Source organism: Pseudomonas sp. GL_093 (assembly GCF_057837605.1).
Map to the genome: position 1 here is coordinate 39,547 of NZ_JBYQNN010000002.1, position 22,295 is coordinate 61,841.

Consider the following 22,295-nt stretch of genomic DNA (forward strand, 5'->3'; position numbering starts at 1 on the left):
TGGTGCTGGCCTGTCGTCATCCTGGTTAACCGACGACACGCTGAACGAATAACCTCCTGCCGAGTTATTAGTGAACGCCTGACCCTTTGTGGCGTTTGTAGCGAGGTGTTCATAGGCTTTACGAAGCGCCTCCTGAACATCTTCAGGGGTTTTTCCGTACAGCTGTATTTGAACAATGGCGTGGAATGGAAATTGGTTTGCCATGGTTATGACTCAATCTGTAAGAGGATTTTGGAGTGGCTCATAGATTTCCAACGACTGTTCAGGTTTAGGCCAAACGGGGTCAAAAGCTTTATAACCCACAGCAAGCGGGAATGGTGCCTTCTGCAATAGTCATCACATTCCTTCCGAGACATTGTTGACGATCTGCCTCAGCTTAAAATGAATCCATCACACCAGCGAGAATGGGCTGATGGGTCTGGGCTGATTTGGACCGCATGGGCTTCCGCCACCATTGTCACCTCCGCTTGGCGGCTCTCCATAGCCCATATAGAGGGCATCATTCATTTCGCGATTGCGTTGCATCTGGAGAGCTTCATGGCCGGTGCAGGAGTGGTGCCTCCAGTAATGCCTGGCCTCGCAGCGGTTTACCAGGATCAGCGGAAATTTCAATCGCTCGGCCGACTTCATGAGCCCACACAGAAAGGTATCCCAGTCGCAACACCGCCTATCCACCCATTTTTTCTTTCTGGCCACAGCTGCTACCTACTGGTGTCGTACACGTTGCTGAATGGCCGCCACAGTGAGGGGGTCATAAAAAAGCGTCACTCGGGAATCGCGCTTCGAATATCAGCTATGTAGCTAGACACACGTCCAGGTTGCTTGCGATCCATGATCTTCCGTACGCCGTCCAGCGCCGCCAGTTCCTGCTGCGCGCGTGGCTCGTTTCGCTCGGCTGCAATGGAAAACCATGCGTAGGCTTCAAGGTCTTTATCAATCGAAGGAAAGCGGCCGAGCAGAACGTTGTTGGCGTATCGATACATGGCGTCAGTGTCACCTTTCAGGGCTGCAACTTTGACGCGTTCAGCATTCGCTTCTGGATCTGTAGCAGGGGTTGGCGCTGGCGCTGGTTGATTGCGCGCAGGGGTGCCTTGAAGGGCTTTTGCGTAGCCTTGGGATGCTGCGAAGTTCAGCGCATCCTGAGCGGCCTGTGGAGAGCCTTCACGAGCAAGAATCTGATGGAAGTAATACGCCGCTTCAGCATCACCAGCTTCATAGGCCTGTTCGAGGTACATGCGGCCTTTGGCTTGATCATTGAGGTGGGGTTGATAAATGTTCGAGAACAGCAACCCGGCTTCACGCTTGGCGCGGACGCTGTTTGCGGTAGCGTTCTCCATCAGTTGAGTACCGTATTCGACATTCTTAGGTACTGCCTCGCCTTTCAAATACAGCCAGGCAAGAACACGCGTGGCTTGGCCATATCCCAAAGCATCGGCCTCTTGGAGATGAACAACAGCCAGCTGCGGATTTTTCGGGGCGAACTTACCTTGCAGATAGAACCGGGCGAGCTCGTAGTGGGCATGGACACTGCCTTGCTCCGCTGCCTGCTCGAAGAGAGAAATCATTTCTGGGTAAGCGCCGGATCGCTGCGCCTCGTAGGCCATTCGTAGAGGCTCGTTCGATGGCACCAACTGTGAATCAGGACTCGGTTGATCTTGAACCATCGGCTGAACTGACGTCGTGCCTGGTTGCCAGTCGCCTGCCTCGTTGTTGTCGCTGCCAGGCTCAGGATTTGCACGCTGATACGATTCGGTACCCGTCTCATCCAAGGGCTGAGAACTGGATAGTGGGGCGGCTCCGTTCTGCGTGAGACTGCAAGCCGAAAGAGCGGATGCGGCCGCAAGGATTAGGAGAAGCGAATTGCGCATGCGATGGTTTCCATAGAGCGTCGATTGAGAGGATGGCTTAAGTCCTTGGTGGAACACTTTCAACAATTACGGCCTGTAAATCGGCTTGAGTCGTTACTGCCCCGGAGTAGGATTGAGCGCGCACAACCACGCTGGTTACGCGTTGATCGTCGAGGCACAAAAGGATGATGTCGTAAGGTATGTTTTCCTTCTGACATACCTCAGCTGCGGCCCAAACGCTCTGTGCGGTTGCGTTGTGTACTGAGTAGCCTTGGCTCTTGATGTCATTGAGCATTTCGAGTTGGGCGGCTGCATCAACAGTTACTGTTGGGTGTCCAGTGACAGAAATGTTGGGTCTCATCGTGCGATCTCCTGGTGTTGCCGGGTGCTGCTATGACCCGACGTTTTTACTGGTGCCGGAAAGAGCTGACTGGGCCCCGTTGGCGGGCGACTTCGTCCGATCCGGATTGTGACCGTGTCGTGCTTGAAACTCATAGCCTGCCAAGCCTTCAAAGATGTCTACAGGCGCGGAGGCAGTTGTGTTGAGCTTGAAGACGGTGCTGCCACCCAAGATCGAGCTGACCGTGAAAGTCAGTGGTTCAGACTCCGGAACATCGATCACCACATCATGGCGAGACATGCTCGTACTGAATGGACGGCAGAGAGAGCTCCACAGCTGATCGGCTGGGAGTTTCATGCTGTGGCGGATAGGGAAATATGCGAGTAATTCACCCTCGTTTGTAAGGTGGATTTCGCAGCCGGTTTTTTGCGCAATCGAGGTTGCACTGCTGTGCTTGAACACAGCCAGGTTAGATGGCCATGGTAGAAGAAGAACTTCTTCAAAAGACTCATCTTCAGTCGTGTCCTGTTGGCCTGCTGCGGGAGAGAGGTGCCATTTCGCAGTTGCAATGAATAGCGCCTGAGCCAAGCCTTTAGCAGACTCGGTAGCCGGTGTCAGACGGTTTGCCAGTGTGCAAAGAAAACACCACGCGATCAGGATTTGAAGCGACTGCTTGCTGCCATCAAATCGTTGAGCAAGGTTCCGATATTGCGCCGCTGGCGACTGTTCGCTATGGGCGAGTTCAAGCTCGCCGCCAGCATTGAACTGGAGCTGAAAGGTGTCGTTGGCGAAAAAATGGTCGAGTAGTGCCGAGATCTGGGGGGCCGTAGACAGGGCCAGCGCGCGCAGATCCTCAACTCCAGGTTTTTCTACCAGTACCTGGTCGAGATAGAGACCGTTGGAGGTCAGTGTGTACAGCCGAGGATTGGAGATAGTGCTCAAGAAAAATCCTTATAAGCCTGAGATAGTCTTAATTTGAAGTTAATAGGGCGTGCAGCAGTGTCGCGGCCGTGATCACAAACAGGCCGCTGCAAGTGCCATACAGCCAGTACAGTTTTCCTGGTGCTGTCTTTGATTTCAGGTGCCGTCTCATGGACTTGATCCAGGCAAAGAGGAACAAGGCGCCGATTGCAGAAATGACCATGAAAACTGCCAGCAAGCTCACAAGCCATTCCCCATTGCTGGATCACTGGGCGACGATAGCGCCGAGTCATTCATTGCGGTTGTCCACCAGCGCGAGCAATTCGATCCGCACGTTCGTGCGCAAATCGGGCGGCAGCCTCATTTACAGCGTCCTCCCTGATGTAACGAAGATAAGCACTCACTAGCGCTACGACGCAGGCAAAAACAGTGATGAGGTCGAACGGAGACTCATCATTGGCGATGGCCGGTACAATTTTGAAGCACAACAAAACTGTCGAGACATGCCAAAAGACCATAGTGATTGGGCATACCTGCCAGGTGGCTTTGGTGTGCTCTTTGAAAGTGGGGAGCAGTTCCGCGCGACCCGTATTGGTGTCTGAATTACTTTCGTCGATCATAAAAATTGCCTCCTCGCCTGGTAAAGGTTTGAGTACTGAATCGATAAGCCGCGAGGGCCGCCTGCCTGAAACTTACGTCTGGATGGTCGTACCCCTTCCCGATAACCTCGTCTCCTTCAGCTCCGCTCAAAACAAGCGTGATGGCCAAAGGTTCACGTTTGGCGTCGTTGCGTTCAATGGTGGAGGCCAAGGATCGAAGCCAGTCTGCAAGCTCTTTCCTATCTTCCTGATTGGCCTGAACATGATTGTTGTGTACGCGGCGTTTCTCGGGGAAAAGGTAAATCTCACCCATGCGGTCCTTCCTGCGATCTCACGCCACCTATGACAGGGCGAACTCTTTCTGGGGCGATGCGACAACGTCATTCATCGCGAGTAAATAGGCTTCTGGGTGCTGCTTATCGAACGGCGGCAGATGTTCTGTTTCAATCCACAAGCCTCGGACAGCTCCTTTGGCGAGCCAAGCTGGTTCTCCCAGCTGGGGCTGCGTCCAGTGGCCTACGCCGATCCCGTGTACGGCGATCTGTTTGTTCGTGATAAAGCCCTGTTTACGCATCTGCGCAATGATCTTCAGCGCCGACTCTTTCCACGGCGTCAATCGCACTGGAGCTGGTACCCCCGCAGGCAGGTCTGATACCACCATCGGAACCTGACACCGCACGGAAGGATTCCAGTCAAAAAGGTGTTGCTGACTGAACAACGGAACCCGTGTCGTCTCGAAAATCTCGTGTTTGAGCCAGAACGAGAACTCTTTTCCGTCAGTTGAGGTAGGGCGCAAGACACGAACTCCATGTCGTTCCAGCATCTTGGCGATCCCTGCATTGGCATCAGTAATTTTGCTGACGATAACCATGCGGTGATCTGGGCCTGGCGCTCCGTTGTAGTCATCGAGGTGCGCTGGCAAAATCTGGTCGGCTACCTTCGCATTGAGCACCAGCTTCGCTTCCACACCGATCTGTCGACCGTCTTCATGCACTACGAGTACGTCGAACCCTGCTGCCTCTGGATAGCATGTCCATCCACCCAGCGCATTGAACTCACGCATAAATAGCGCGCAAAGGTCACCCTCGCTTTTAAAAAATGCCGGCGTGATCTTGCGTTTAACCTCGGCACGAGCTGCGGGAGCTAGGGGAGGTGGGGAGGGCTGTTCCTTATGGATGAAGGCCATGCTGGGTATCCGTGATCAGTTTGTACTTGGAGTACTTGGCGGATCGATCATCTTCGGTGCTGCGCTGGGCACCGCGTGCACTTCCTCCGGTTCTTCGAATTCCTCGATTGGTGTCACCGAGAGACGAACCTTGTAGTGCTTTGCTTCACCCTTGGGGATCGCGGCTATCAAACCCTGAAGGGAGTCAGCTGGCGCTGTTGTGGTGAGTGTGGTGCAGATGGATTCGTCCCCATCACACCAACCATTGGAGTGTTCCCGGTAGGTTGGGAGATCCCTTACGGCTAAGGCCCGGTCGATTACGAGGTTCCCAGAATACTGCTTGACGCCCTCATCGGGCTGATCAGTCATCGCATTTTTAAAATAGTTGACGGCTCCGCCAGCGAAAAGAGCCACCAAAACAATGGTCACTAATCCTGCTCTCTTCCACATTCTTGGCTTGGCGGTTTGCTGTTCTTCAATGTTCATTATTCGCTACCTTGTTGCGTGTTGAGAGAAGTGCCTTGCTGGTGCAGTTCCGCCTTCCGGAGCCAGATCGATGATCTGTCTATTCAAGGTTCTGCTCTTACCGCAAAGGTGTGTCGGAACTGGCCGCAGATCTAGGAACCCCTGAGTTCATCTTTGCGATCAGTTTGCTCACGGCCTCAGTCGAAGTACCGCCGAACGCATTCAACTCGTCATCTTGGCCGCCATCAAAAGCGAACGCGTACCAGCTTTCCCGACTACCAGGTATTCCAGTAGGACTCACAGATAGCCTGAGGGCGTCCAGCGCCTGGGAGAGCTCCTCAGGCAGTTTGAAAACACGTGCTGCTTCACTCATGGGAATCTCCATCCGCAGGATCTGGCCTTAGCCTTCCGACTTGCGCAGTTGGTAGGCAATCGCTGGTGGGAACCCAGCATCTGCTGAGCGTTTGATCATCGCGTCACGAGCATCTGGGGCGGAGCGGTGCTTGATCCAAGCGAGGGTAAACAGCGCCTCGCCATTGCCGGTATCGGCAAGCTTTTGCAGCGGCGCAATGCTTTCGTCCGGGAATTTCTGAGCCAGCCAAACAATCGCCGAAGGCTTTCCTGCTGCGCCCAGCTGCCTCATCAGAGGTTCCATCTGGGCGATTTTGGACTTTCTCGCATGCTCCTCGACTATGGGGAGCGCCACAGAGGTCAGAACAAAGTAGGCCGCAGCGATCCCGCCAAGCCAGAGAAGACCGGTTGCCAGACTTTTCTGCTTGGCTGGATTCACCTTGATCACGATGTTTGGATCGTATGGCCACACCTGGTCAGTCGTGTTTTCTTTCATAACGAACCTCAGTGAGGGGAAGGAAATCATCATTTTGATGGGTTGGCCCTCGATCCAAATCATCAAACTGTCGGAATTATATATCAATACCATAGTGAGTGCAGTCAAGTTGAATGCAATAAAATCAGCTCAGCGCCTTCACTATGGGACTGTTGGGGGGGGTTAGTTAACGGCTTCTTTCAGGGCTTTGCCGGGTTTGAAGACGGGTTTTTTTGCTGCGGCAATGGTAATTGGCTGGCCGGTTGCTGGGTTACGTCCAATCCGTTCTGGGCGGTCGCTGATGGAAAATGACCCAAAACCGACAAGGGTCACGGACTCACCTTGCCTCAGCGCTTCAGTGATGGTGTCGATCACTGCATTCAGTGCGCGGCCTGCTTCCACTTGGGTAATCTCAGCTTCGTTCGAGATAGCATTCACGAGTTGTGGCTTGTTCATTTTGCAGCATCCTCAGGTGTGATAGCCGGTTTTTCGGCCTCGATAGAATTTGCTCGATTGGTGTCGAGCAATGGTGAAACCTTCATTTGATACAGCTCCCAGAGCGCGGGCGGCATGCCTTTTACGTATTCACCGTTTTCAAAGGCTTGCCAGCTGCGCCCAGGCGAATAGATCCGTTCGGCGGCCTGATTCTGACTATCGCCTGCCGCGACTCGCAACCGTTTAATTTGGTCATTTGTCGGTTTGGTGCCTGCTGGGTACAGCAGCTGGCCAGCGAGACTACAGAGATCCTCTACGGCCATCTGGTAGCCCCGGTAGAGCATATTAACTTGTGAGTCGAGATAGTCGAGACCGTTGAAGTTCAGGGTCGCCTCATCCGCACCCTGAGCACGAAGTTTCCGTTCAAACAGTTTGCGGGTGTGGTCATTCATAGTCGGCTCTGGGCTCATTTCGTAGTGTTCGGTTTATAGATTCGGTACCAGCAGCCAAGGATGCCTTCTTGGCTAACGACAGGCATGCCCTCTGGAAGCTCAGCTGACGTCAGGTAGGAGCCGTCAAGCTTCACTTTGATGTCCTCGAATTCCTCAGGGAGCAACCATGTCAAGTGCCCGGCCGACATGTAGTCGTTGGCGAATTCCAATTTAGGTTGCGAGACGTCTTGAGGTAACGCAACCAACACTTCTTCGTATGGGGATTTGTTTCCCATTGCGCCTCGAAAAAAAGTGTATTTCCGGATAGAGCCAGGTTGGTAACGTGCTATGGCATCCTCAATCCCGAAGAGTGCATCGAGACCATTTTCTCCCATGGGCGCTAGATCACCAGCAAGCCACACCGTCGAATCCTTGTTGGCGTTGATAATCCCTTGGATCATTTTGTTGAAGGATGGGACCGGGTCGTAGCCCCCGGCGATATCACCGGTCACTAATTTGTTATGGGGGTGAACTGGAACAAGTGTTTCGTTCCAGCTATCGGCTCTACGGATCTTCTTCAGTTCAACGCAATCGCAAACGGTCTCCAGAATCGGATAGCCATCGAACGATTCGGCATTCGTGTCCCTATTTTTATACGGAGCAAGGAAAACTTCCTTGAAGGCGTTACGAGCCTCAGGCGATGGAGCCATGGCGGCAATAAACCTGGCCGCATTCCCACTGTAGATCGTAATCACGCTCAGGGTTACCCGCCGCGCCCCCTTGTGTAGGAATACCCCAATAGGAATGGACAGTCCTGGATCGTTGACCAGCTCATCGGTCATCGAAGCGGCCCTTGCAATCTCGTAACGCTGTACAAGAGGCTCAAATGCTCTGTCACTGCATTTCAGTTCTCGCAGCAGGCGAACCCCATTTTCACAAGCCGCCAGTACCGCCATCTTCTGTTCAGGCGATTCAAAGCCTGAAACGATGGTTTGCCAGTGCGCCGCCGCTGGATAGTCCTTAATGACGTGCTCAGCAGCATTGAGGGTTGGTACCCGCGACCATTTTTTTGAAACCGTCGAAATGGCGCGCTCGCCCAGGCGAAGAACCATTCGGTGAGTCCATGCGTGCGCAGTAATCCGGTTGTCACGCTCGGCTTCAGGAGGAGCGGCGTACAGGATCAACTGGCCTTTACCGGTAACAGAGATCCGCAAGGGCTCGACGTTCAGCTGCTTAGCAAAGACTTCGATACGCGCCAGCTGTGAGGTTGCAGCGTGGGCCAGCAGGTACATTACCGAGAACAGGCTCGACCACTCGGGTGATGCTTTGTCAGCCGTTACAGACGGCAAGGGCGCTCCCCTATTCGCAGCCCGCCATAGTCGGATGCCCTGATTTATCAGTTCATCGCATGCTTCTTGGTCGATGACCTGTCCATCAAGAAGCATTGCACGAAGAAAGTCACGAGCTGGAGCTTCCTCTTTGCGTTCAGCCTTGGCCAACGCCAGCGCTTGCTTGAAGAGCCGAATGTACTTGAGTTGGTGCACCCGCGACTTCCGGTCGTTAATGTAGTGGGACAGTAGGTCGGGATCGACGGCATCCATCACCAGGTAGGGCGTCAGCGAAGAGCCTTCCCCAGTGAACAGCTTGGGCGTGACCTTCACGTTGTACGACTCTTTAGCAATTGAGGCTTTCATCACGGGCAGGGTTAAGCAGATGTCTCGCCCGGACTTGAAGGCAATGCGAATGTCGGGTTGCCCGTAGTACCGCGCATCGATACGGCACGCACCTGGTGAGGAACCACTGTCGGTGGTCAACTCCTTCCAGAGTCCAAGCACACGGCTTCCAGAGGTAAGGTAGCGATTCATCCGGTTAAGCCATTGCTCTACCGGCACCAGACGCTCGCCACCCTCCAGCATCATCGACGGATCGTCATCATGGATGAAGTGGAAATGCTCGCGCTGGAACGCCTCAGAAATGAAGTGGAACGATGCAGGGCCTTCATAAAAGTCCCCAAACAACTTGAGGCGGTGATCGAGGCCGCAGAGCAGGATCAGCAACCGCTTGTAGTGAAGCGCCTGCATTTCAAAGCCCTTCAATGCTCTGGTGTACTGAAGGCTCTGGAACGTGATTTGCTCGCCATTCCATCCGGTGAAAACCTTGTCGACTTCATTACGGCTTGGGAAAAGACGAGACGATCCCAGATGCGTTTCGATGGGTGAGAGCACCATGTGGATGTTCTCGCCATCACGCACCAGCAAGAACACCTTCTTGTTTTCGGTGTTGCGATGCATGGACTCCCAAAGATCAGCGTACGCAATATCACGGCGGGTTGCGGCCATACAGACAACGCATCGCGGGGCAGGGAAGATCTGCTCTACCAGGGCGAGATCGGTAGCCAAGAGCTCTTCAAAGCGTTCGAGTGCGCGATGGTCGGTGGTTTCCCCCAGATCCTCATAAACGCTCAACTCCTCGATCATGATGAGCTTGCTTTGAACGATTGTCAGAGGCTCGTTGGAGGGGGCGCTCAGCCCTGTACGGATGGTGGAGACACTTACATCAGTACCCACGAATAGAGACAGCGACGCGACACCGTCAATGATTTTTTTGACGTGCCTGCTCATCTCCTCGGTGTGGGCGAGGGCGGCAGCTCCCTTTTCATCGAAGTAGGGAGCCATGGCATTGAGGGCCCGGTTGATCTCGGCACTCTTGTTGGTAATCCACGTTGATTGGATAGTTGCTACGGCATGCAGCTGCTCGGCCTGACCCTGAAGGGCCTTTACAGATTGCTCGCTCAGGCCGCTAGCGATCGCTTGATTTACGCTGGTGATCGCTGGCGCTGAGTAATCGATAACAGCTGGTAGCTGGTCACTAGAAGAAGCCTTGTTCTTCTGGCGCTCGGCAAGGCCGCTCGCGATGATTGCTTGCATCTTGGCCGGGTCTTTCTGCGTCTCGATCATCTCGTTTTGGAGAGCTACGATTCGACCTTGGGCCTCTTCAAGCTCCCGCGCCCGCACTTTATCCGCCTCGGGTTGGTGCTCGAAAAGCTCCATGAAGTCTTTGATCAAAAACTTGTGGGTGTGCATGTCCCGGAAGGATGTTTGTATTTCTCCGTCCACTTCTCGTTGAGTGCGAACTGATTTTCCGTAGTGTCGCGGATGAGCCCGCAGGGTGATCGTGTGAGGAGTGTTGTCGACCCAGTCGATGGAGAGGATGAGCAGCGTGTCCTTCTCTAGAATGGCTTCTTCCGGCACAGCAAAACGAGCCACGCAGTACTCACCTGACTTGAGGCTTTGAAAGCGCTCCACGCGCTCAAATTTTTCATTGGCATCCTGCAAGGTCAAGTCGGTCATGGCGTGTACTCAGATTCCGTCACAGATACTAATGAATTCGTTCCAATTTCTAATGAATCTCTACGCACACTGTACGCAGAATCTGCGTATTATGCAAACGCTTCAGGGTGATATATCATCACTTGCATGGATTTAAGGGTGATACATCATGCGAAAGCACAAAGGTTTGATGTCGGAGGATTCATTGTCTCTCCTCAAGAGGTTTGGAGAAAACATTGATCTTGCCCGAGTGAGGAGGCGCCTTCGCGTCGCCACCATCTGTAACCGCGCCGGAATCAGCAGTCAAACCTACCAGCGGCTTAAGAATGGCGAAGAAGGGGTAACGCTGGCGGTGGTGATGAATGTCTTGTCGGCGCTCGACCTTGAGGCATCTTTTGCATTGGTGGCCGCGCCGGAATCCGATGAAGTCGGTATCGCCATGGAGCGAGCCGCACAACCAACACGTGTAAGTAGTAGCGGGGAGGATAAAGATGTCTTGGGAGCCGATTGGTGATGCGTTTGTTTTCTCACAGATGCACGGAGGCGAGGCTAGGCCCGTGGGGCAGATCGCGTACCGCACTGGGGGATTCATCTTCCGTTATGCCAACAGTTGGTTGAGCCGCGCAGACAGCTTTGCCGTTGACCCTATCAACTTGCCGTTAAGTGAAAGGCAGTACACGTCCAAAAAAATGTGGGGTTGCTTCGACGATGCAACGCCAGATAACTGGGGCAAAAAGGTCTTGCTAGCGACGCATAAGCAGCATCCGGCGAACGAGATTGAGTGGCTTCTGGCCACGCGAGGTGCTGGCGTTGGCTGCTTGATGTTTAGCGGTTCAAGAAATCAGCTGCCAAAACTCAACGACCCCCCGGAATTTGAAGAGCTTGAACGTCTGCTTCTTGCCGCGCATGAGATCGATCAGGGCGAATTGATCCCAGATGAGAAGTTGGCGCGCCTCCTGTGGCACGGATCTTCAATGGGTGGTGCTCGCCCCAAGGTAACCGTCAAATACAAAGGCGGTGACTGGATGGCAAAGCTCAGTCGTGACGGAGATGTATTCAACGAGCCGCAGGCGGAGTTTGCGACCCTTGAAATGGCCAACGCCGTGGGCATTGAAACTCCAGAGCATGAGTTGATTTCCTTGGGGGACCGCTCAGTGCTTTTGGTGAAGCGATTCGATAGAGAGCCAGGCTTTCGTCGCCACTACCTAAGCGCAAATGCCTTGATCAATCCGCAACGCATGGCTGTCGGTGATATTGAAGGGCCTGTGAGTTATTTGCGTTTGGCGGAGGTGATCTTGAAGATCAGCTCGAACGCTGAAGCCGATCTTCTGGACTTGTACCGTCGCATGGCCTTCAACGTTCTAATCGGAAACAGCGACGATCACCTTAAAAATCACGCGGTGCTCTTGGGTGATAACGGGTACCGACTATCACCCGCGTTCGACCTTTTGCCACACCCCGGAAGCGTTTCTCAGCAGGCTCTTATTATCGGCCGAGAGGGTAACGCGGCCACACTTTCAAACCTGGTCAGCATGCCGCACAAATTCGGCATTGACGTTGAAACGGCAAAAGGTATTGTCGAGGAGCTTCACGAAGTGACCCGGAACGCTGGCGACTTTTACATGCAGGCGCAGATGTCGGCGTTGGATGTCAGTATTTTGTCCAACTGCTGCCGTCGGTTTGAGATTCAGGCGGCGGCTCTGGAGTTGCCAATAGCGAAGGTAGCGAAAGGGCCATCGCAGTAAGTGAGGTGGCTGGAGGTGGGCCTGTAGGAGGCGTGCCCAGCGTTTATTGATGGAGATCCACATGCAGTATGGTCGAATGCAAGAACTCACCTTGGTTACGCGCGAAGGTGTTTTTCACCAAGCAGGCATTAGTTACATGGCTGAAGACACCTGGTGTCCGGAACTCGCAGAAAAGGCGAAACCTTCTGTAGATTATCAGTCGGTTCAATACACGCGTCTCGCATCCCCTCCAGGTGGAGTGGAGGAGTGCCTGAACGAGCTGATTGAGCGAGCCAGCGTGCGTATTACCAGTAATGGGAGTGACCCAATCGTTGGGCTCGTGCTTCACACCAGCAAAACCGAGCACCCTGGTGTTGCTGAGTTTCTCACCGAGGCTCAGATCACGAAGCTAGTGGGTGCGCTCATCGACGTTTCTGTAAAGCTTGATTGAATCCCGGCACGTCTCGTACTGGTTCAGTAATGGTGCTTGCTGGAGTTCATGCTAGGAAGTATTGCCAAAGGAGCGTAGGTCGCTGCCTGCGCTCCGCTTTACAGTTCGGCCCTTAGAACTTGCGGAACAGACGCAAGCTCGCCTCTCCCCATCTCCATTCAAGTCAGGGCCCCTCACGCAGCGAGGCATTTCGTCGGCGACAACACAAAGCTATGGTATAGCAATACAATACCGACTAATATTTTGCCGAAGGACTCCTGAAACCTCGTCCGCCTAAGCCCCCTAAGGCAGCAGCCGTTTTTCATTTGATGGATCACCATGAATTCGATGCTCAAGAACTTGTTCCCAATCGGTGGCCATCTGAGTTGCTCGGATGTGGAATCCGAGCAAGGGGCTGAAGCTTCCGCTCAACGCAAGCTTCATATGGATTCAACAGAGTTTATTTTCTCGGCGGACGTCGTGCATTTTTTCAAAACAGGCGACGTGTTGGGATTCGCCGGGTGCTTAGAACGGCCGCGAGTATCAATCACACTCACCTGTAAAAGTCCTGGTGGCGTGATGTTGATGCGGGAGCGTCAGCTAACAGTCGCCTGCCAATCCAAGCCAAAAGTCACCTACGCCAGGTCGGTCACCGACATGCCCCTGAAGGCAGATCCTTCTGTCAGGCACCAGTGGACAATCCAAATCAAGAACAGACATCTCGTGTATCGAACGATTGCGCAGTTCTGTCGCTCAGGATACGCCCATAGCGTGATTCTCGAAGAGTTGTGCCCCGATGACATAGTTCCTAGTTGGGGCTGCGGCTGGCGGGATGTAAAAAAATACTTCTTGCTGGAAGAGTGTGAGATGGCTGGCGATAAGTTAGTACAGCGGTATTAATGGATTTGTATATTAGAAGCCAATGGAGATTTACGATGATGGAGAGAAACGAAATTGACTCGCTTATGGCGCAATTGTTTGACACAGTCGGAGAGGTAGAGCAGGCAGATATCATCGCTTCCGCCCTGATCAGAAGCGAAAGCCATGTAGCGGCTATCGCTCAACTTTGCGTTTCTACAAGCGCCTATAAGCAGGCCTCGCGCAGCATTACGTCGTTAAAGAAATCAATCGAAAAATCCCCTCCAGATTGCCGGTTAGTTACTGCCTGGAACCTCTTTATGAAGCGTTTCGGGGCCGAGCGGCCATTTGAAAAGATGCAGGACGATGTACGGATCTGCATGCCTCTGATCGCAGAGTACCTCCCCGGCCATCGCTCTCGCCCCTCATTCGGGGGAGACCGAGCGCATTGACTAATTCAATGTTGACCAAAATTTAGCGTCACAACATGGCGCTCCAACTATTGCGAGCCTATTTAAATGCCTGCGTAATTTCCAATGTCAAAGAATCTGCTCTAACTAATTGATCAATATAGTAAAGGAATTGACACATGCTTATCCTGACTCGTCGAGTGAACGAAACCATCAATATTGGGGATGAAATTACCGTCACTGTATTGGCAGTGGATGGTATGCAAGTCCGCTTGGGTATCAATGCCCCAAAGGAAGTGGAAGTTCATCGAGAAGAAGTCTACGAACGCATCCGTGCTCAGAAGAAACCGGATACTGGGCGGTGAGTCATATGGAGTACGGGGTCGCCCAAACGCGGGCAGGTTATCCGGAAAGTCGAAGGACCACGTGTTGAAGAGCTTTGTTGCTGGTCTTGGCCGCCTACCTTGGTGGGGGCTATTTTGCATCGCTGGCGGGGCGTATTTTGCTTTCCAGCATCTTTTGACGCTCATGCCGCATCCAGCGCCTGTAGCCAATCTTGCCACTTTGGCCGGATTGGCCACGCTGACCATCACCAAGGTCTTGTTCAAGGCTTTCCAATACCTCGTCCCGATCATCATTGTCGTATTGGTGGTTGGAAGGCTCCTATGGTGGTCTGGGCCGCGTTCAGTGTACCGAAAGGTGTCCAGGGCGGCAGAAACTCAAGCGGCGCTTGAAGGGATCACCTGGTACCAATTCGAGCAACTCATTGGAGAGTCCTTCCGTCGGCAAGGCTTCAAAGTTGAGGAGACTGTGAAGGGTGCAGATGGAGGCGTGGATCTCGTCCTGACCAGAGGTGGAGATCGATACCTTGTCCAATGCAAACAGTGGCGCTCCGCAAAAGTCAGCGTAACCACTGTTCGTGAGCTCTACGGAGTGATCGCAGCCCAAGGCGCGCTTGGAGGCTTTGTCGTTACTTCAGGAACATTCACCAAAAGTGCTGCTGCATTTGCTCAGGACAGAAATATCAGCTTGATCGGCGGCTCTACCTTGGTTCGTTGGATGAATGAAGAGAGTGGCAAGGGGCTAAGGGCGGAGAGTGTGATGAGTGCTGCATCAGCGCCTCGTCAACCTCGAACTGAACCTGCCAACAATTGCCCTCTGTGCTTAGGGCCACTTGAAAATAAAACCGTGAAGAAAGGGCCGCGAGCTGGGACGGTATTTCGTGGCTGTGCTGCATTCCCACGCTGCCAGGGTACTCGCTCCTCGTAGTTGGAATGACCTGAAGACTTCACACCTTTCTCCTCTCAAATCCCTAAGAGACTCATGTTGTGTCGCAGGCCTGGCGGGCGGCGTTTGAGTTCTCCTCCATCGGCAAACCAATACGCAGCGAATTGAGGGTTTAATCATGGAAACGCAATTGGATGTGGTACGCAGCTCACAGTACTTCGCAGAAAAATATCTGTACTCAAACCCGGATCTGCCCGGCCAATCAACCGCGGAATTGCGCAACCTGATTGGAAGGACGCTCCCCATGGCCAAAGAGGTGTGCGACGGTACTGATCCAAACACAATGGTGCGTAACGAGTACGCAGAGGACGTGATCGAGCAGGCCCGTGATCTGCTGTTGGATCGCGGCGAGTCGTTTACTGTCGTGGAGATCGAGCAGCTTGATTTTCTCAGCTGGCCGCTCACTCCAGAGCAGGAACTGGCCGAGTTCGAAAAAGCAGAAGCCTTAAAGCGAGAGCGAGCCGACATGTCTGTCGAACAGTTTTACGCCGCCCTCAAAAGCCACGACTGGTTTTCCTGTTTTTCTGAAGATCCGAGAATTTATTGGGGAGGGGATGCTGATGAAAAGGTACTTGTAGAAATTGCCAACACAAATGGCAAAGTCTTTCTGTGGTTGCTGTCGGCGTTTCGCAAATACGTGTGCAGTGGGGAGCCGTGGGGAACCATCAAGCTTCCAATTCCACCAGCACCGGTCGTGCCGTCGCTGGAGGACTTGATCGATCTGCGAGCGGCATATGAAAAAGTCGAGCTTGAGTTGTTGGCTATAAACGCCGGGCGACGTCTAGGGTGTACAGATAAAGTCGCTGAAGACACGCGGGCATCGTTCGATGCTCTCTCTGATCGTGCCCGCTATATGGGTGCTTATGCGGGTCAGGCCAGCGCACCAGCGCTGATTGGAAACGTTCCGTTCTTGAACGCTGCCTGGCTTCAGGGCCAGCATGAAGTAGAGGCGTCCTCAGCGGTTCTACGCTGAGTAACGCATCAGGGTGGAGAGTTGGAAAAGGTGGGGCGCGGCCGGGGGGCGGCCGATTGTTCACTCACTTGGTTTGCGCGGATTTACACTCCCGTGAATCGGCATTGAGCTTCACCCATTCACCGTCGAGTTGTACGTTGTGACCGAGCGGGAAGCTGGGCCTCACAGAAGGGGCAAACCCAGCTGGAGGGGATTCCTTATTAGGGCTCGATCTCATCTGCTTTCGCGAGATCCGGTGCAAGTGCGTGCATTGCGAAGGCCGTGGACAACACTGTTTGAATGCTGGCGTCGTACTTCTCGGCGAGCTTGGTAGCGTCGTCGATGGTCTCCTGCCGAACACGCATGCTGACCATTTCTTTACCTTCCTTGCTGTTGTACTTGCGTCCGTGGAGTAGGGCATCCAGCTCCTGATCGGTCTCCCGAATCAGGCGAGCAAATGCCTCGGCTGCCCATGCAGGCGTCGACTGCTTTTCAAGGTTTTTGAGGGCATACCTGACGTTGCCAGCCTCATCCTCATCGAACCACATAGGGTACGATCTGGAAGTCTTTCTACCAGTTGGTGCAGTGTTGGAAAGTACGCGGCGGGAAGTCATGTTGCTCATTCCTTATCTTCGCTATCAATTGCGGCGAACAACGATTCAAGGGTATCGATCAGCAATTTTTTTCTAACCTTCTCAGGCGCGCCAGTCCAAGCATTTGCGGTTTTTTCAAGCTGGGTAATGGTCTCTTTTGGTAGGCCATTAATGCTTTTCAAGGCCGCCAAAAATTTCTGTCCGCCAGCGGTTCCAGGCATTCTAATTTTAGCTTGTGGCGCAGCAGGCTTGGGCGTCGTTGGTTGTTTTGGTGGTTGGTTTTCAGGCTCTTGCCCATCACCGCCGCCAGCGGGCTCTTTACCTGGTGGAGCCATTAACTGGCGTGCGCGCTTACTCGCTTCTGAATAGGCAGCTTTAAGCGAAGTGAACTCGCCGGACATGATGCGCTTAAGTAAAGGATCATCATCTGGAAGCTTGCACATGGAGGAGTAATACGATGACTGAGTATGACGGCACCCAATAGCATTCTGGATTGACTCCATCGTGATGCCTGGGTTGTCCGGGCCAAGCTCCATTCCCGTTTCGATCAACATGATCGCGCGGCAGCTATCCACCTTTTCTTCAAGTGATAGGTCTTCACGATGAATGTTTTCAATCAGTCGTAATTTTGCCGCCTGCTGGTCACTGGTTTTCTTAATGAGCACCGGGCCGAAAGGCTTGCCGGCAAGCATCGACGCAACCCAGCGACGCTCCCCTGCAATGATAATGTTGTCAGGGCTGATGATGATCGGTTGGAGAACTCCGTTTCTATAGATGGAAACCGCGAGTTCGAAGAGCTCCTCCCATGTCGCAATAACGCTTGGTCGGGTATTTTCTGTGTGAAGGAAGTCAAAAAACGCATCCACGCGCTGCATCCAACGTTCATAGGATTCACGTGGCAAATGAATCAGGCTACGAATACGTTCGTCAGATACTCCGGCACGATCCAGGCTAATACGCCGTGGGTTTTTTGAAGATGGTTTTACGATTGAAAGGTCGTATTGGTTCTCAAAGCGCTCATCCGGAGAAAGGGGAAGATTTTCGTTTTCCTCTATTTCGAGCAACATTTTTGCCGCCCCAGAGGCCTGAGCGTCATTATCAAAGCTTGTTCCAAGCTCTCGACGTCCAGATCTAGCAGGAGTGGGCGCTGGGGCTGGGGGAGTGTCCGAACTCATGCCGTACCTCCGAGAATTGCCGCGTCTTTCTGCACTTCATTCCAGAGATATTTCACGAACTTTTTCGCCTCCAGCGCGATATTGCTATTGTCGAGTGCGGTGACTTGGTCTGGGTTGTTGCGCCAATCATCAGTCTCAGCATAGCCAATGAGTTTATGCAGCTTCACCGGCAACAGATATTTGCTGAATACCTCATGGTTTTGAATGAGACGCAAATGTTGGCTGTGTAGCCGCGTGCGTTGGACCATATTCGGAAGCAGACCCACCAGGCGCAGCGGCACGTCATTGCGAAGCTCGCGCCTTTCTTTAATGTTCCGCCCTGCGTACATGATCATCGACATTACACCGTCAACGCTCTGAGGTTCCGGAACGAATGGGATGTAGGCGTGAGTCGCGGCGGCAAGTGCTGCATCAATGAGTGCCGATTTTGAGGGTTGAGTATCCAGCACCACTGCGCAGTATTGTTCCGCCAGTGCCGGATCGCGCAACCAATTGCGCATGTTCTTGCCGAGGGTTGCAATCTGATCGCGAGGAACGCGCATCACGTCAGCCATCAGCTCTTCGTGTGCAGGCACGACATGGATCAAGGGGTTGGAGGTCTCGTAAGGAACCGGGACGAGAGGTTTTTCCAAAACGCCAATAACATCGAGCCAAAGGTCACAGATGGAGCTGTGTTTTACCGTTTCGCCAAGCAAGTCGGGGTGATCCTTTGGCACCAAGCTACCGTCTTCACGGATTGTGTGCAGCTGCCAGCGTCGAGTGGTGTTTGCTTGGGGGTCGAGGTCGACGACCAGGATAGGTTTGCCTCGGTTCAGCTCAGGCATATCAGCTACGCCTTGGGCAAGCACGCGACTGGTTGTAGTTTTGCCCACACCGCCCTTGTAGTTGAAGCTGATGATGACGGGCACAACGGGGTGATTGTATGGCGACATACGGGACATTGCTCTCGCCTTCTGTGATTAGTCGGTGAACAATACACGAGAGAAATTAGACACGCAAATTATACAGAAGCGTTTACGTCGTCTCTGGTATAAATACACTATTAGGATCTATTGTCGCTGAGAGCCCCGTCCTCTGGGTACCTGTGTATTTGAACAGGGGGCGACCTAAAGCTCTCTTTACCCACGGTTTTTCGGCTTTGCTGTGCCGGAATCGGAGCCTCCATCAAGAGGCGGGATGTGGCTAGAAGACGACTTCTCCTTTTTGAGCATCCGCCAATCAGGGAAGACCTCGGGTACAGCGCTACAACGTGGCGTGCTGATCCCGGTTTTATCAACGACTCAAGGAGTGCGTCTTATGACTACTTCGCCGAAGGAACAGATGTTATGGCTCCAGCAATCGGCACAGAAAATCCAGCGCCAAATCGCTGTGTCTCAAAAAGCAATTCAGGATCAGCAGCAAGGCTTCAAACCATCGGATCTGCTCCGTGCCGGTAAGTTAGGCAGGATCGGCGGTGGTTTGGCGGCCTTGGGAGCAGTTGTTGCTGGTGCTGTCGGTGCCTTGCCAGTCGCCCTTGTGGTCGCTGGTGCTGCTGCCGGGATACTGGTGGGAAGCACGATCACCGAGCGAACTGCGAAGAAGAGTGCTGTAGAGCTGGAAAAAAACCTGGCTTTTTTGGATCAGGCGAAGCCAGTGATGCAGCAGATCAACCAAGCGTACCGCGATGTGCGGCAAGAGATCCTAGTGGCTGAACAGAGTGGCTACGTGCCGAGTCTTGAGTTCCAGCAACATGTTGAACGAACTCAGCAAGGCATAGCTCAATCGCTTGAGATCCAGCAACGCCTGGAGCAAGAGCAAAGGGCTCGTCAGGATGTAGGTCAGGGTGAAAGCCCTGTGCCGAAAGCCAGCAGTACCCCGAGACTGGGTTGATACCGAAGGCTGGGGCGTGAGCCTCAGCCTTTTTAACCGTACCAGGTGCCGCACATGTTAAGGGACAAATCCGTAGTGATAGCGATGTTCGCGTTGACGGCAACTGTCGGCGCACTGATGGGGCTTGGGGCATTGGCCGTGTATGTGGTCTCCCCGGAGGCAGGTAGGCATGGAGAGAATGTTCGGCAGTCAGGAATCGACAGCATGCCCTGTTCGTTGCGCCAGCCTTGCGCGCGCATCGTTGCATAGAGCGGGATCGAGCTGGAAAACAAACATACCGTTTTCGCAATATGCCGTCTATAATCGGCATATTGCGAAAGGAGTACTTTCATGAACAAAGTCATCGAGCAAACAGATCGCTCAGCGGCACTGGTGGCATACAACGAAACCTTGGCTGCTCTGATCAAGTTACCGTTGTCTATGACCGCTATTCAGCGGCACAAAGCTGTCGCGTCCGGATTGAATGTCGAGGCTTACGGCCTTTTGGCGGCTAAAGGCATCGCCAAGGTGGTACTCGACCGGATCGTCAAACCGAGGACGCTCGATCACCGCAAGGCGAAGGGTGAGCCACTCAGCCCGAGTGAAAGCGACAGCCTGTTTCGTGTCGCGCATATCACGGCATTGGCAGAGGCCTCTTTCGGTGATAGCGACAAAGCGATGCGCTGGCTGAATAAGCCAAAACGCCGCTTCGAGAACCTCACGCCGCTGGACATGGCCAGTACTACCCAAGGCGCATCCCTCGTAGAGGAGATGCTTTACCAGGTGCAAGAAGGATTCGCAGCTTGAGTGATAACAAGAAGCTGGAGCTATGGCGTATTAGCAATTTCGCAGACCTTTCCGGTACCGGGGGCGTTCTTGCGGGGGCTCGATGGCATACGAAGGGTCGGCCGGTGGTCTACATGGCTGAGACGCCACCTGGGGCGCTTCTTGAGACGTTGGTGCACTTGGAGATCGATGTTGAAGACATGCCAAGCAAATACCAACTATTGAAGGTCACCATGCCTTCAGGCGTATCTCAAGAGGCGTGTCCACCGCTCGGGGAGGGATGGCAAAATGATGAGCAAGCTACCCGTGTAGTGGGGGACAACTGGCTCCGAGATCGGAGTAGCTTGCTACTGAAAATCCCAAGCGCGATTGTGCCGTTCACCTCTAATTACTTGTTCAACCCTTTGCACGAGGAGGCCAGTCTTGCGGAGATTGAGGTGGGTTCCTTCCCGTTGGATGAGCGACTGTTAAAGCTTTAATCACATCACCAGTCTTCGGCGCTTGTCTTCGATAACAAGCGCGACGCCAATCTCCGCCAGCAGCCCTGCCTCGTTGTCATCAGGCAGCGGGATGATCCCGGTAACGGTTTGACCGGTACTATTTTTCCGGATTTCAACCGCCAGTTTGTAGGCCTGTTGGAAGCCGCTTTTCCTGATAGAAACCGACCGGGTTTTTGTCCCGCCATCATCTTGAAGCTCATCGACAAGCCACTCAGCCCTGACGAACCCCTCTGTTGTTCTCCGCACGCTAAGACGTATGCCTTCTGGAGGTAGATCCATGACTTCGCCCATTTGAATCTGGTGAGTAGTCAGCATCTTGATTTGTTCTGGCGAGAGTTGTGGTGGCGAAGGCCGGACGGCAAGTGGTTCGCCTGTGAACTTTTCAAGCGCGGTTAAGGCTCTCTTGTATGCGCCGGTATACCCGAATTTACGCATTGACACCTGGCGATGCTGACCTTTGAAAACAACGTTCCACCGTGCCTGGATCAGCCCGGCTTCGTTTTCCTCAATAGTCGAGGTAATGGCTGAGGGATGTCTGCGCAACACGGCCTTTTGATCATTGCGCCAAGACTGAGCAGCCTCGCGTGCTCCAGCGGTCGAGCCATACTCACTAATGCGAAAGGATTTGTACGCCTCAAGTGGGCGAACACCGGTAGCGTCCAGTTTGCCAAAAAATTTAACAATGAAACCCTTCGCTGTAGAAGAGATGTATTGCATATCGGCGGGGCGACTATTGGTTTTTGCCATGGAAGAACCTGGTGAATGGAGCGTTTAAGCTTTGGCTCGGCGGTAAGTTGCAACACGTGAGAGCCCCATTCTACAGGGTGTTAAGGATGATAGGAGCAAGAGAAAAGCAATTATATTAGTAATTGCTGAATCTGATGTTGAGGCGGAGTAACGATCCGCCCCTTTACCTTAGAGGTGCAATGTATTCAGCGGGGAGAGGCAAGTTAGTCACGCAACAATGAGATTAGTTTGTATTTGTATTGGTGGGCAAACAATCGCATTGGCTAGTTACATGGCTGTGAATTAAACTTCACATCACGCGTCGTCGGAGTTGTTAACGATGAGCGGCAAGGAGCGTATGGCATCATCGTAGTAACGAGGGCGATCTGCATCCGCAACAATTTGTAGGACGCGTCTTTTGGTCATGCCCCAGCGCTGGCTGATCCGCCCTGCATCCCACCCACGAGATGTGATCTCGGCTCTGAATTGGTCTGGGGTCATTGGGACGATCTCTTTTACTGCCACGGGATACCCTTCTCAACAAGAAATATCCTTCATGGTATTGGACCGAATCTCGGGTGTCGATAGGTTTCAATTCTGATGCATAAGCAATATCAGGGAGAAACGGTGGGGATGTTTGGTCGAGTA

The 22,295-nt window shown here is 53.3% G+C and carries 29 protein-coding genes; 11 read left to right on the forward strand and 18 right to left on the reverse strand.

Features of this window, described 5'->3' with window-relative positions; genetic code table 11:
- Nucleotides 1-764: 764 nt before the first annotated feature.
- The 13 genes from AC3IUE_RS32820 to AC3IUE_RS32880 form a co-directional block, all read right to left on the reverse strand.
- Nucleotides 765-1,868, reverse strand: coding sequence for a tetratricopeptide repeat protein (locus tag AC3IUE_RS32820; protein ID WP_489269481.1), 1,104 nt, complete (start codon nucleotides 1,866-1,868; stop codon nucleotides 765-767).
- A 37-nt stretch (nucleotides 1,869-1,905) separates the two neighbouring features.
- A complete protein-coding gene (locus AC3IUE_RS32825) occupies nucleotides 1,906-2,208 on the reverse strand; it encodes a hypothetical protein (RefSeq protein WP_489269483.1) in 303 nt (100 codons plus the stop codon).
- Between the two features lie 30 nt (nucleotides 2,209-2,238).
- A complete protein-coding gene (locus AC3IUE_RS32830; protein WP_489269485.1) occupies nucleotides 2,239-3,129 on the reverse strand; it encodes a hypothetical protein in 891 nt (296 codons plus the stop codon).
- 28 nt (nucleotides 3,130-3,157) lie between these two features.
- Entirely contained in the window at nucleotides 3,158-3,352 is a 195-nt protein-coding gene (locus AC3IUE_RS32835) for a hypothetical protein (protein ID WP_489269486.1), read from the reverse strand.
- 49 nt (nucleotides 3,353-3,401) lie between these two features.
- Nucleotides 3,402-3,728, reverse strand: coding sequence for a hypothetical protein (locus AC3IUE_RS32840; RefSeq protein ID WP_489269488.1), 327 nt, complete (start codon nucleotides 3,726-3,728; stop codon nucleotides 3,402-3,404).
- Nucleotides 3,712-4,020 carry a hypothetical protein gene (locus AC3IUE_RS32845; RefSeq protein WP_489269490.1) on the reverse strand — a complete coding sequence of 103 codons (309 nt, stop codon included), beginning with the start codon at nucleotides 4,018-4,020 and terminating at the stop codon, nucleotides 3,712-3,714. Before AC3IUE_RS32845 ends, AC3IUE_RS32840 begins: the two co-directional genes overlap by 17 nt.
- 27 nt (nucleotides 4,021-4,047) lie before the next feature.
- Complete coding sequence (locus AC3IUE_RS32850) at nucleotides 4,048-4,770, reverse strand: hypothetical protein (protein ID WP_489269682.1); 723 nt, start codon at nucleotides 4,768-4,770, stop codon at nucleotides 4,048-4,050.
- A 138-nt stretch (nucleotides 4,771-4,908) separates the two neighbouring features.
- A complete protein-coding gene (locus AC3IUE_RS32855) occupies nucleotides 4,909-5,358 on the reverse strand; it encodes a hypothetical protein (RefSeq protein ID WP_489269492.1) in 450 nt (149 codons plus the stop codon).
- Nucleotides 5,359-5,455: 97 nt separating this feature from the next.
- The gene (locus tag AC3IUE_RS32860) at nucleotides 5,456-5,710 is read right to left on the reverse strand and encodes a hypothetical protein (protein ID WP_489269494.1); all 255 of its coding nucleotides are present in this window, start codon (nucleotides 5,708-5,710) and stop codon (nucleotides 5,456-5,458) included.
- A gap of 27 nt (nucleotides 5,711-5,737) precedes the next feature.
- Nucleotides 5,738-6,184, reverse strand: coding sequence for a hypothetical protein (locus AC3IUE_RS32865; RefSeq protein ID WP_489269495.1), 447 nt, complete (start codon nucleotides 6,182-6,184; stop codon nucleotides 5,738-5,740).
- 162 nt (nucleotides 6,185-6,346) lie between these two features.
- Nucleotides 6,347-6,619, reverse strand: a complete 273-nt coding sequence (locus tag AC3IUE_RS32870) for an HU family DNA-binding protein (RefSeq protein WP_489269497.1) — start codon at nucleotides 6,617-6,619, stop codon at nucleotides 6,347-6,349.
- The gene (locus tag AC3IUE_RS32875; RefSeq protein ID WP_489269499.1) at nucleotides 6,616-7,050 is read right to left on the reverse strand and encodes a helix-turn-helix domain-containing protein; all 435 of its coding nucleotides are present in this window, start codon (nucleotides 7,048-7,050) and stop codon (nucleotides 6,616-6,618) included. The genes AC3IUE_RS32870 and AC3IUE_RS32875 overlap by 4 nt, the downstream gene beginning before the upstream one ends.
- Before the next feature lie 14 nt (nucleotides 7,051-7,064).
- A complete protein-coding gene (locus AC3IUE_RS32880) occupies nucleotides 7,065-10,379 on the reverse strand; it encodes a hypothetical protein (protein WP_489269501.1) in 3,315 nt (1,104 codons plus the stop codon).
- A gap of 148 nt (nucleotides 10,380-10,527) precedes the next feature.
- On the opposite strand from AC3IUE_RS32880, the gene AC3IUE_RS32885 reads away from it, so the two are divergent.
- The 8 genes from AC3IUE_RS32885 to AC3IUE_RS32920 all read left to right on the forward strand — a co-directional run bounded on the left by AC3IUE_RS32885 (nucleotide 10,528) and on the right by AC3IUE_RS32920 (nucleotide 16,040).
- Entirely contained in the window at nucleotides 10,528-10,872 is a 345-nt protein-coding gene (locus tag AC3IUE_RS32885) for a helix-turn-helix domain-containing protein (RefSeq protein ID WP_489269503.1), read from the forward strand.
- Entirely contained in the window at nucleotides 10,850-12,103 is a 1,254-nt protein-coding gene (locus AC3IUE_RS32890) for a type II toxin-antitoxin system HipA family toxin (RefSeq protein ID WP_489269505.1), read from the forward strand. Before AC3IUE_RS32885 ends, AC3IUE_RS32890 begins: the two co-directional genes overlap by 23 nt.
- A gap of 61 nt (nucleotides 12,104-12,164) precedes the next feature.
- A complete protein-coding gene (locus AC3IUE_RS32895; protein WP_489269507.1) occupies nucleotides 12,165-12,533 on the forward strand; it encodes a hypothetical protein in 369 nt (122 codons plus the stop codon).
- A gap of 318 nt (nucleotides 12,534-12,851) precedes the next feature.
- The gene (locus tag AC3IUE_RS32900; RefSeq protein ID WP_489269509.1) at nucleotides 12,852-13,412 is read left to right on the forward strand and encodes a hypothetical protein; all 561 of its coding nucleotides are present in this window, start codon (nucleotides 12,852-12,854) and stop codon (nucleotides 13,410-13,412) included.
- A gap of 35 nt (nucleotides 13,413-13,447) precedes the next feature.
- Nucleotides 13,448-13,822 carry a hypothetical protein gene (locus tag AC3IUE_RS32905; protein WP_489269511.1) on the forward strand — a complete coding sequence of 125 codons (375 nt, stop codon included), beginning with the start codon at nucleotides 13,448-13,450 and terminating at the stop codon, nucleotides 13,820-13,822.
- Between the two features lie 137 nt (nucleotides 13,823-13,959).
- Nucleotides 13,960-14,145 carry a carbon storage regulator CsrA gene (gene csrA, locus AC3IUE_RS32910; RefSeq protein WP_489269513.1) on the forward strand — a complete coding sequence of 62 codons (186 nt, stop codon included), beginning with the start codon at nucleotides 13,960-13,962 and terminating at the stop codon, nucleotides 14,143-14,145.
- Nucleotides 14,146-14,209: 64 nt separating this feature from the next.
- On the forward strand, nucleotides 14,210-15,049 hold the full coding sequence (locus AC3IUE_RS32915) for a restriction endonuclease (protein ID WP_489269515.1): 840 nt from the start codon (nucleotides 14,210-14,212) through the stop codon (nucleotides 15,047-15,049).
- 136 nt (nucleotides 15,050-15,185) lie between these two features.
- Nucleotides 15,186-16,040: a hypothetical protein gene (locus AC3IUE_RS32920; protein WP_489269517.1), complete on the forward strand. Its 855-nt coding sequence runs from the start codon at nucleotides 15,186-15,188 to the stop codon at nucleotides 16,038-16,040.
- 200 nt (nucleotides 16,041-16,240) lie between these two features.
- Here AC3IUE_RS32920 and AC3IUE_RS32925 read toward each other — a convergent pair whose 3' ends face one another.
- From AC3IUE_RS32925 to AC3IUE_RS32935, 3 genes are all read right to left on the reverse strand, one after another.
- The gene (locus tag AC3IUE_RS32925) at nucleotides 16,241-16,633 is read right to left on the reverse strand and encodes a hypothetical protein (protein ID WP_489269519.1); all 393 of its coding nucleotides are present in this window, start codon (nucleotides 16,631-16,633) and stop codon (nucleotides 16,241-16,243) included.
- Between the two features lie 5 nt (nucleotides 16,634-16,638).
- On the reverse strand, nucleotides 16,639-17,679 hold the full coding sequence (locus AC3IUE_RS32930; RefSeq protein ID WP_489269520.1) for a ParB/RepB/Spo0J family partition protein: 1,041 nt from the start codon (nucleotides 17,677-17,679) through the stop codon (nucleotides 16,639-16,641).
- Between the two features lie 104 nt (nucleotides 17,680-17,783).
- On the reverse strand, nucleotides 17,784-18,728 hold the full coding sequence (locus AC3IUE_RS32935) for a ParA family protein (protein ID WP_489269522.1): 945 nt from the start codon (nucleotides 18,726-18,728) through the stop codon (nucleotides 17,784-17,786).
- Between the two features lie 235 nt (nucleotides 18,729-18,963).
- On the opposite strand from AC3IUE_RS32935, the gene AC3IUE_RS32940 reads away from it, so the two are divergent.
- Entirely contained in the window at nucleotides 18,964-19,656 is a 693-nt protein-coding gene (locus AC3IUE_RS32940; protein ID WP_489269524.1) for a hypothetical protein, read from the forward strand.
- A gap of 32 nt (nucleotides 19,657-19,688) precedes the next feature.
- On the opposite strand, the gene AC3IUE_RS32945 is transcribed toward AC3IUE_RS32940, so the two are convergent.
- Nucleotides 19,689-19,988, reverse strand: coding sequence for a hypothetical protein (locus tag AC3IUE_RS32945; RefSeq protein ID WP_489269526.1), 300 nt, complete (start codon nucleotides 19,986-19,988; stop codon nucleotides 19,689-19,691).
- Here AC3IUE_RS32945 and AC3IUE_RS32950 point away from each other — a divergent pair.
- On the forward strand, nucleotides 19,987-20,442 hold the full coding sequence (locus AC3IUE_RS32950; protein ID WP_489269528.1) for an Xre family toxin-antitoxin system antitoxin: 456 nt from the start codon (nucleotides 19,987-19,989) through the stop codon (nucleotides 20,440-20,442). The genes AC3IUE_RS32945 and AC3IUE_RS32950 overlap by 2 nt on opposite strands.
- 14 nt (nucleotides 20,443-20,456) lie before the next feature.
- Nucleotides 20,457-20,900 carry an RES family NAD+ phosphorylase gene (locus tag AC3IUE_RS32955; RefSeq protein WP_489269684.1) on the forward strand — a complete coding sequence of 148 codons (444 nt, stop codon included), beginning with the start codon at nucleotides 20,457-20,459 and terminating at the stop codon, nucleotides 20,898-20,900.
- On the opposite strand, the gene AC3IUE_RS32960 is transcribed toward AC3IUE_RS32955, so the two are convergent.
- Entirely contained in the window at nucleotides 20,901-21,668 is a 768-nt protein-coding gene (locus AC3IUE_RS32960) for a hypothetical protein (protein WP_489269530.1), read from the reverse strand.
- Between the last annotated feature and the right edge of the window lie 627 nt (nucleotides 21,669-22,295).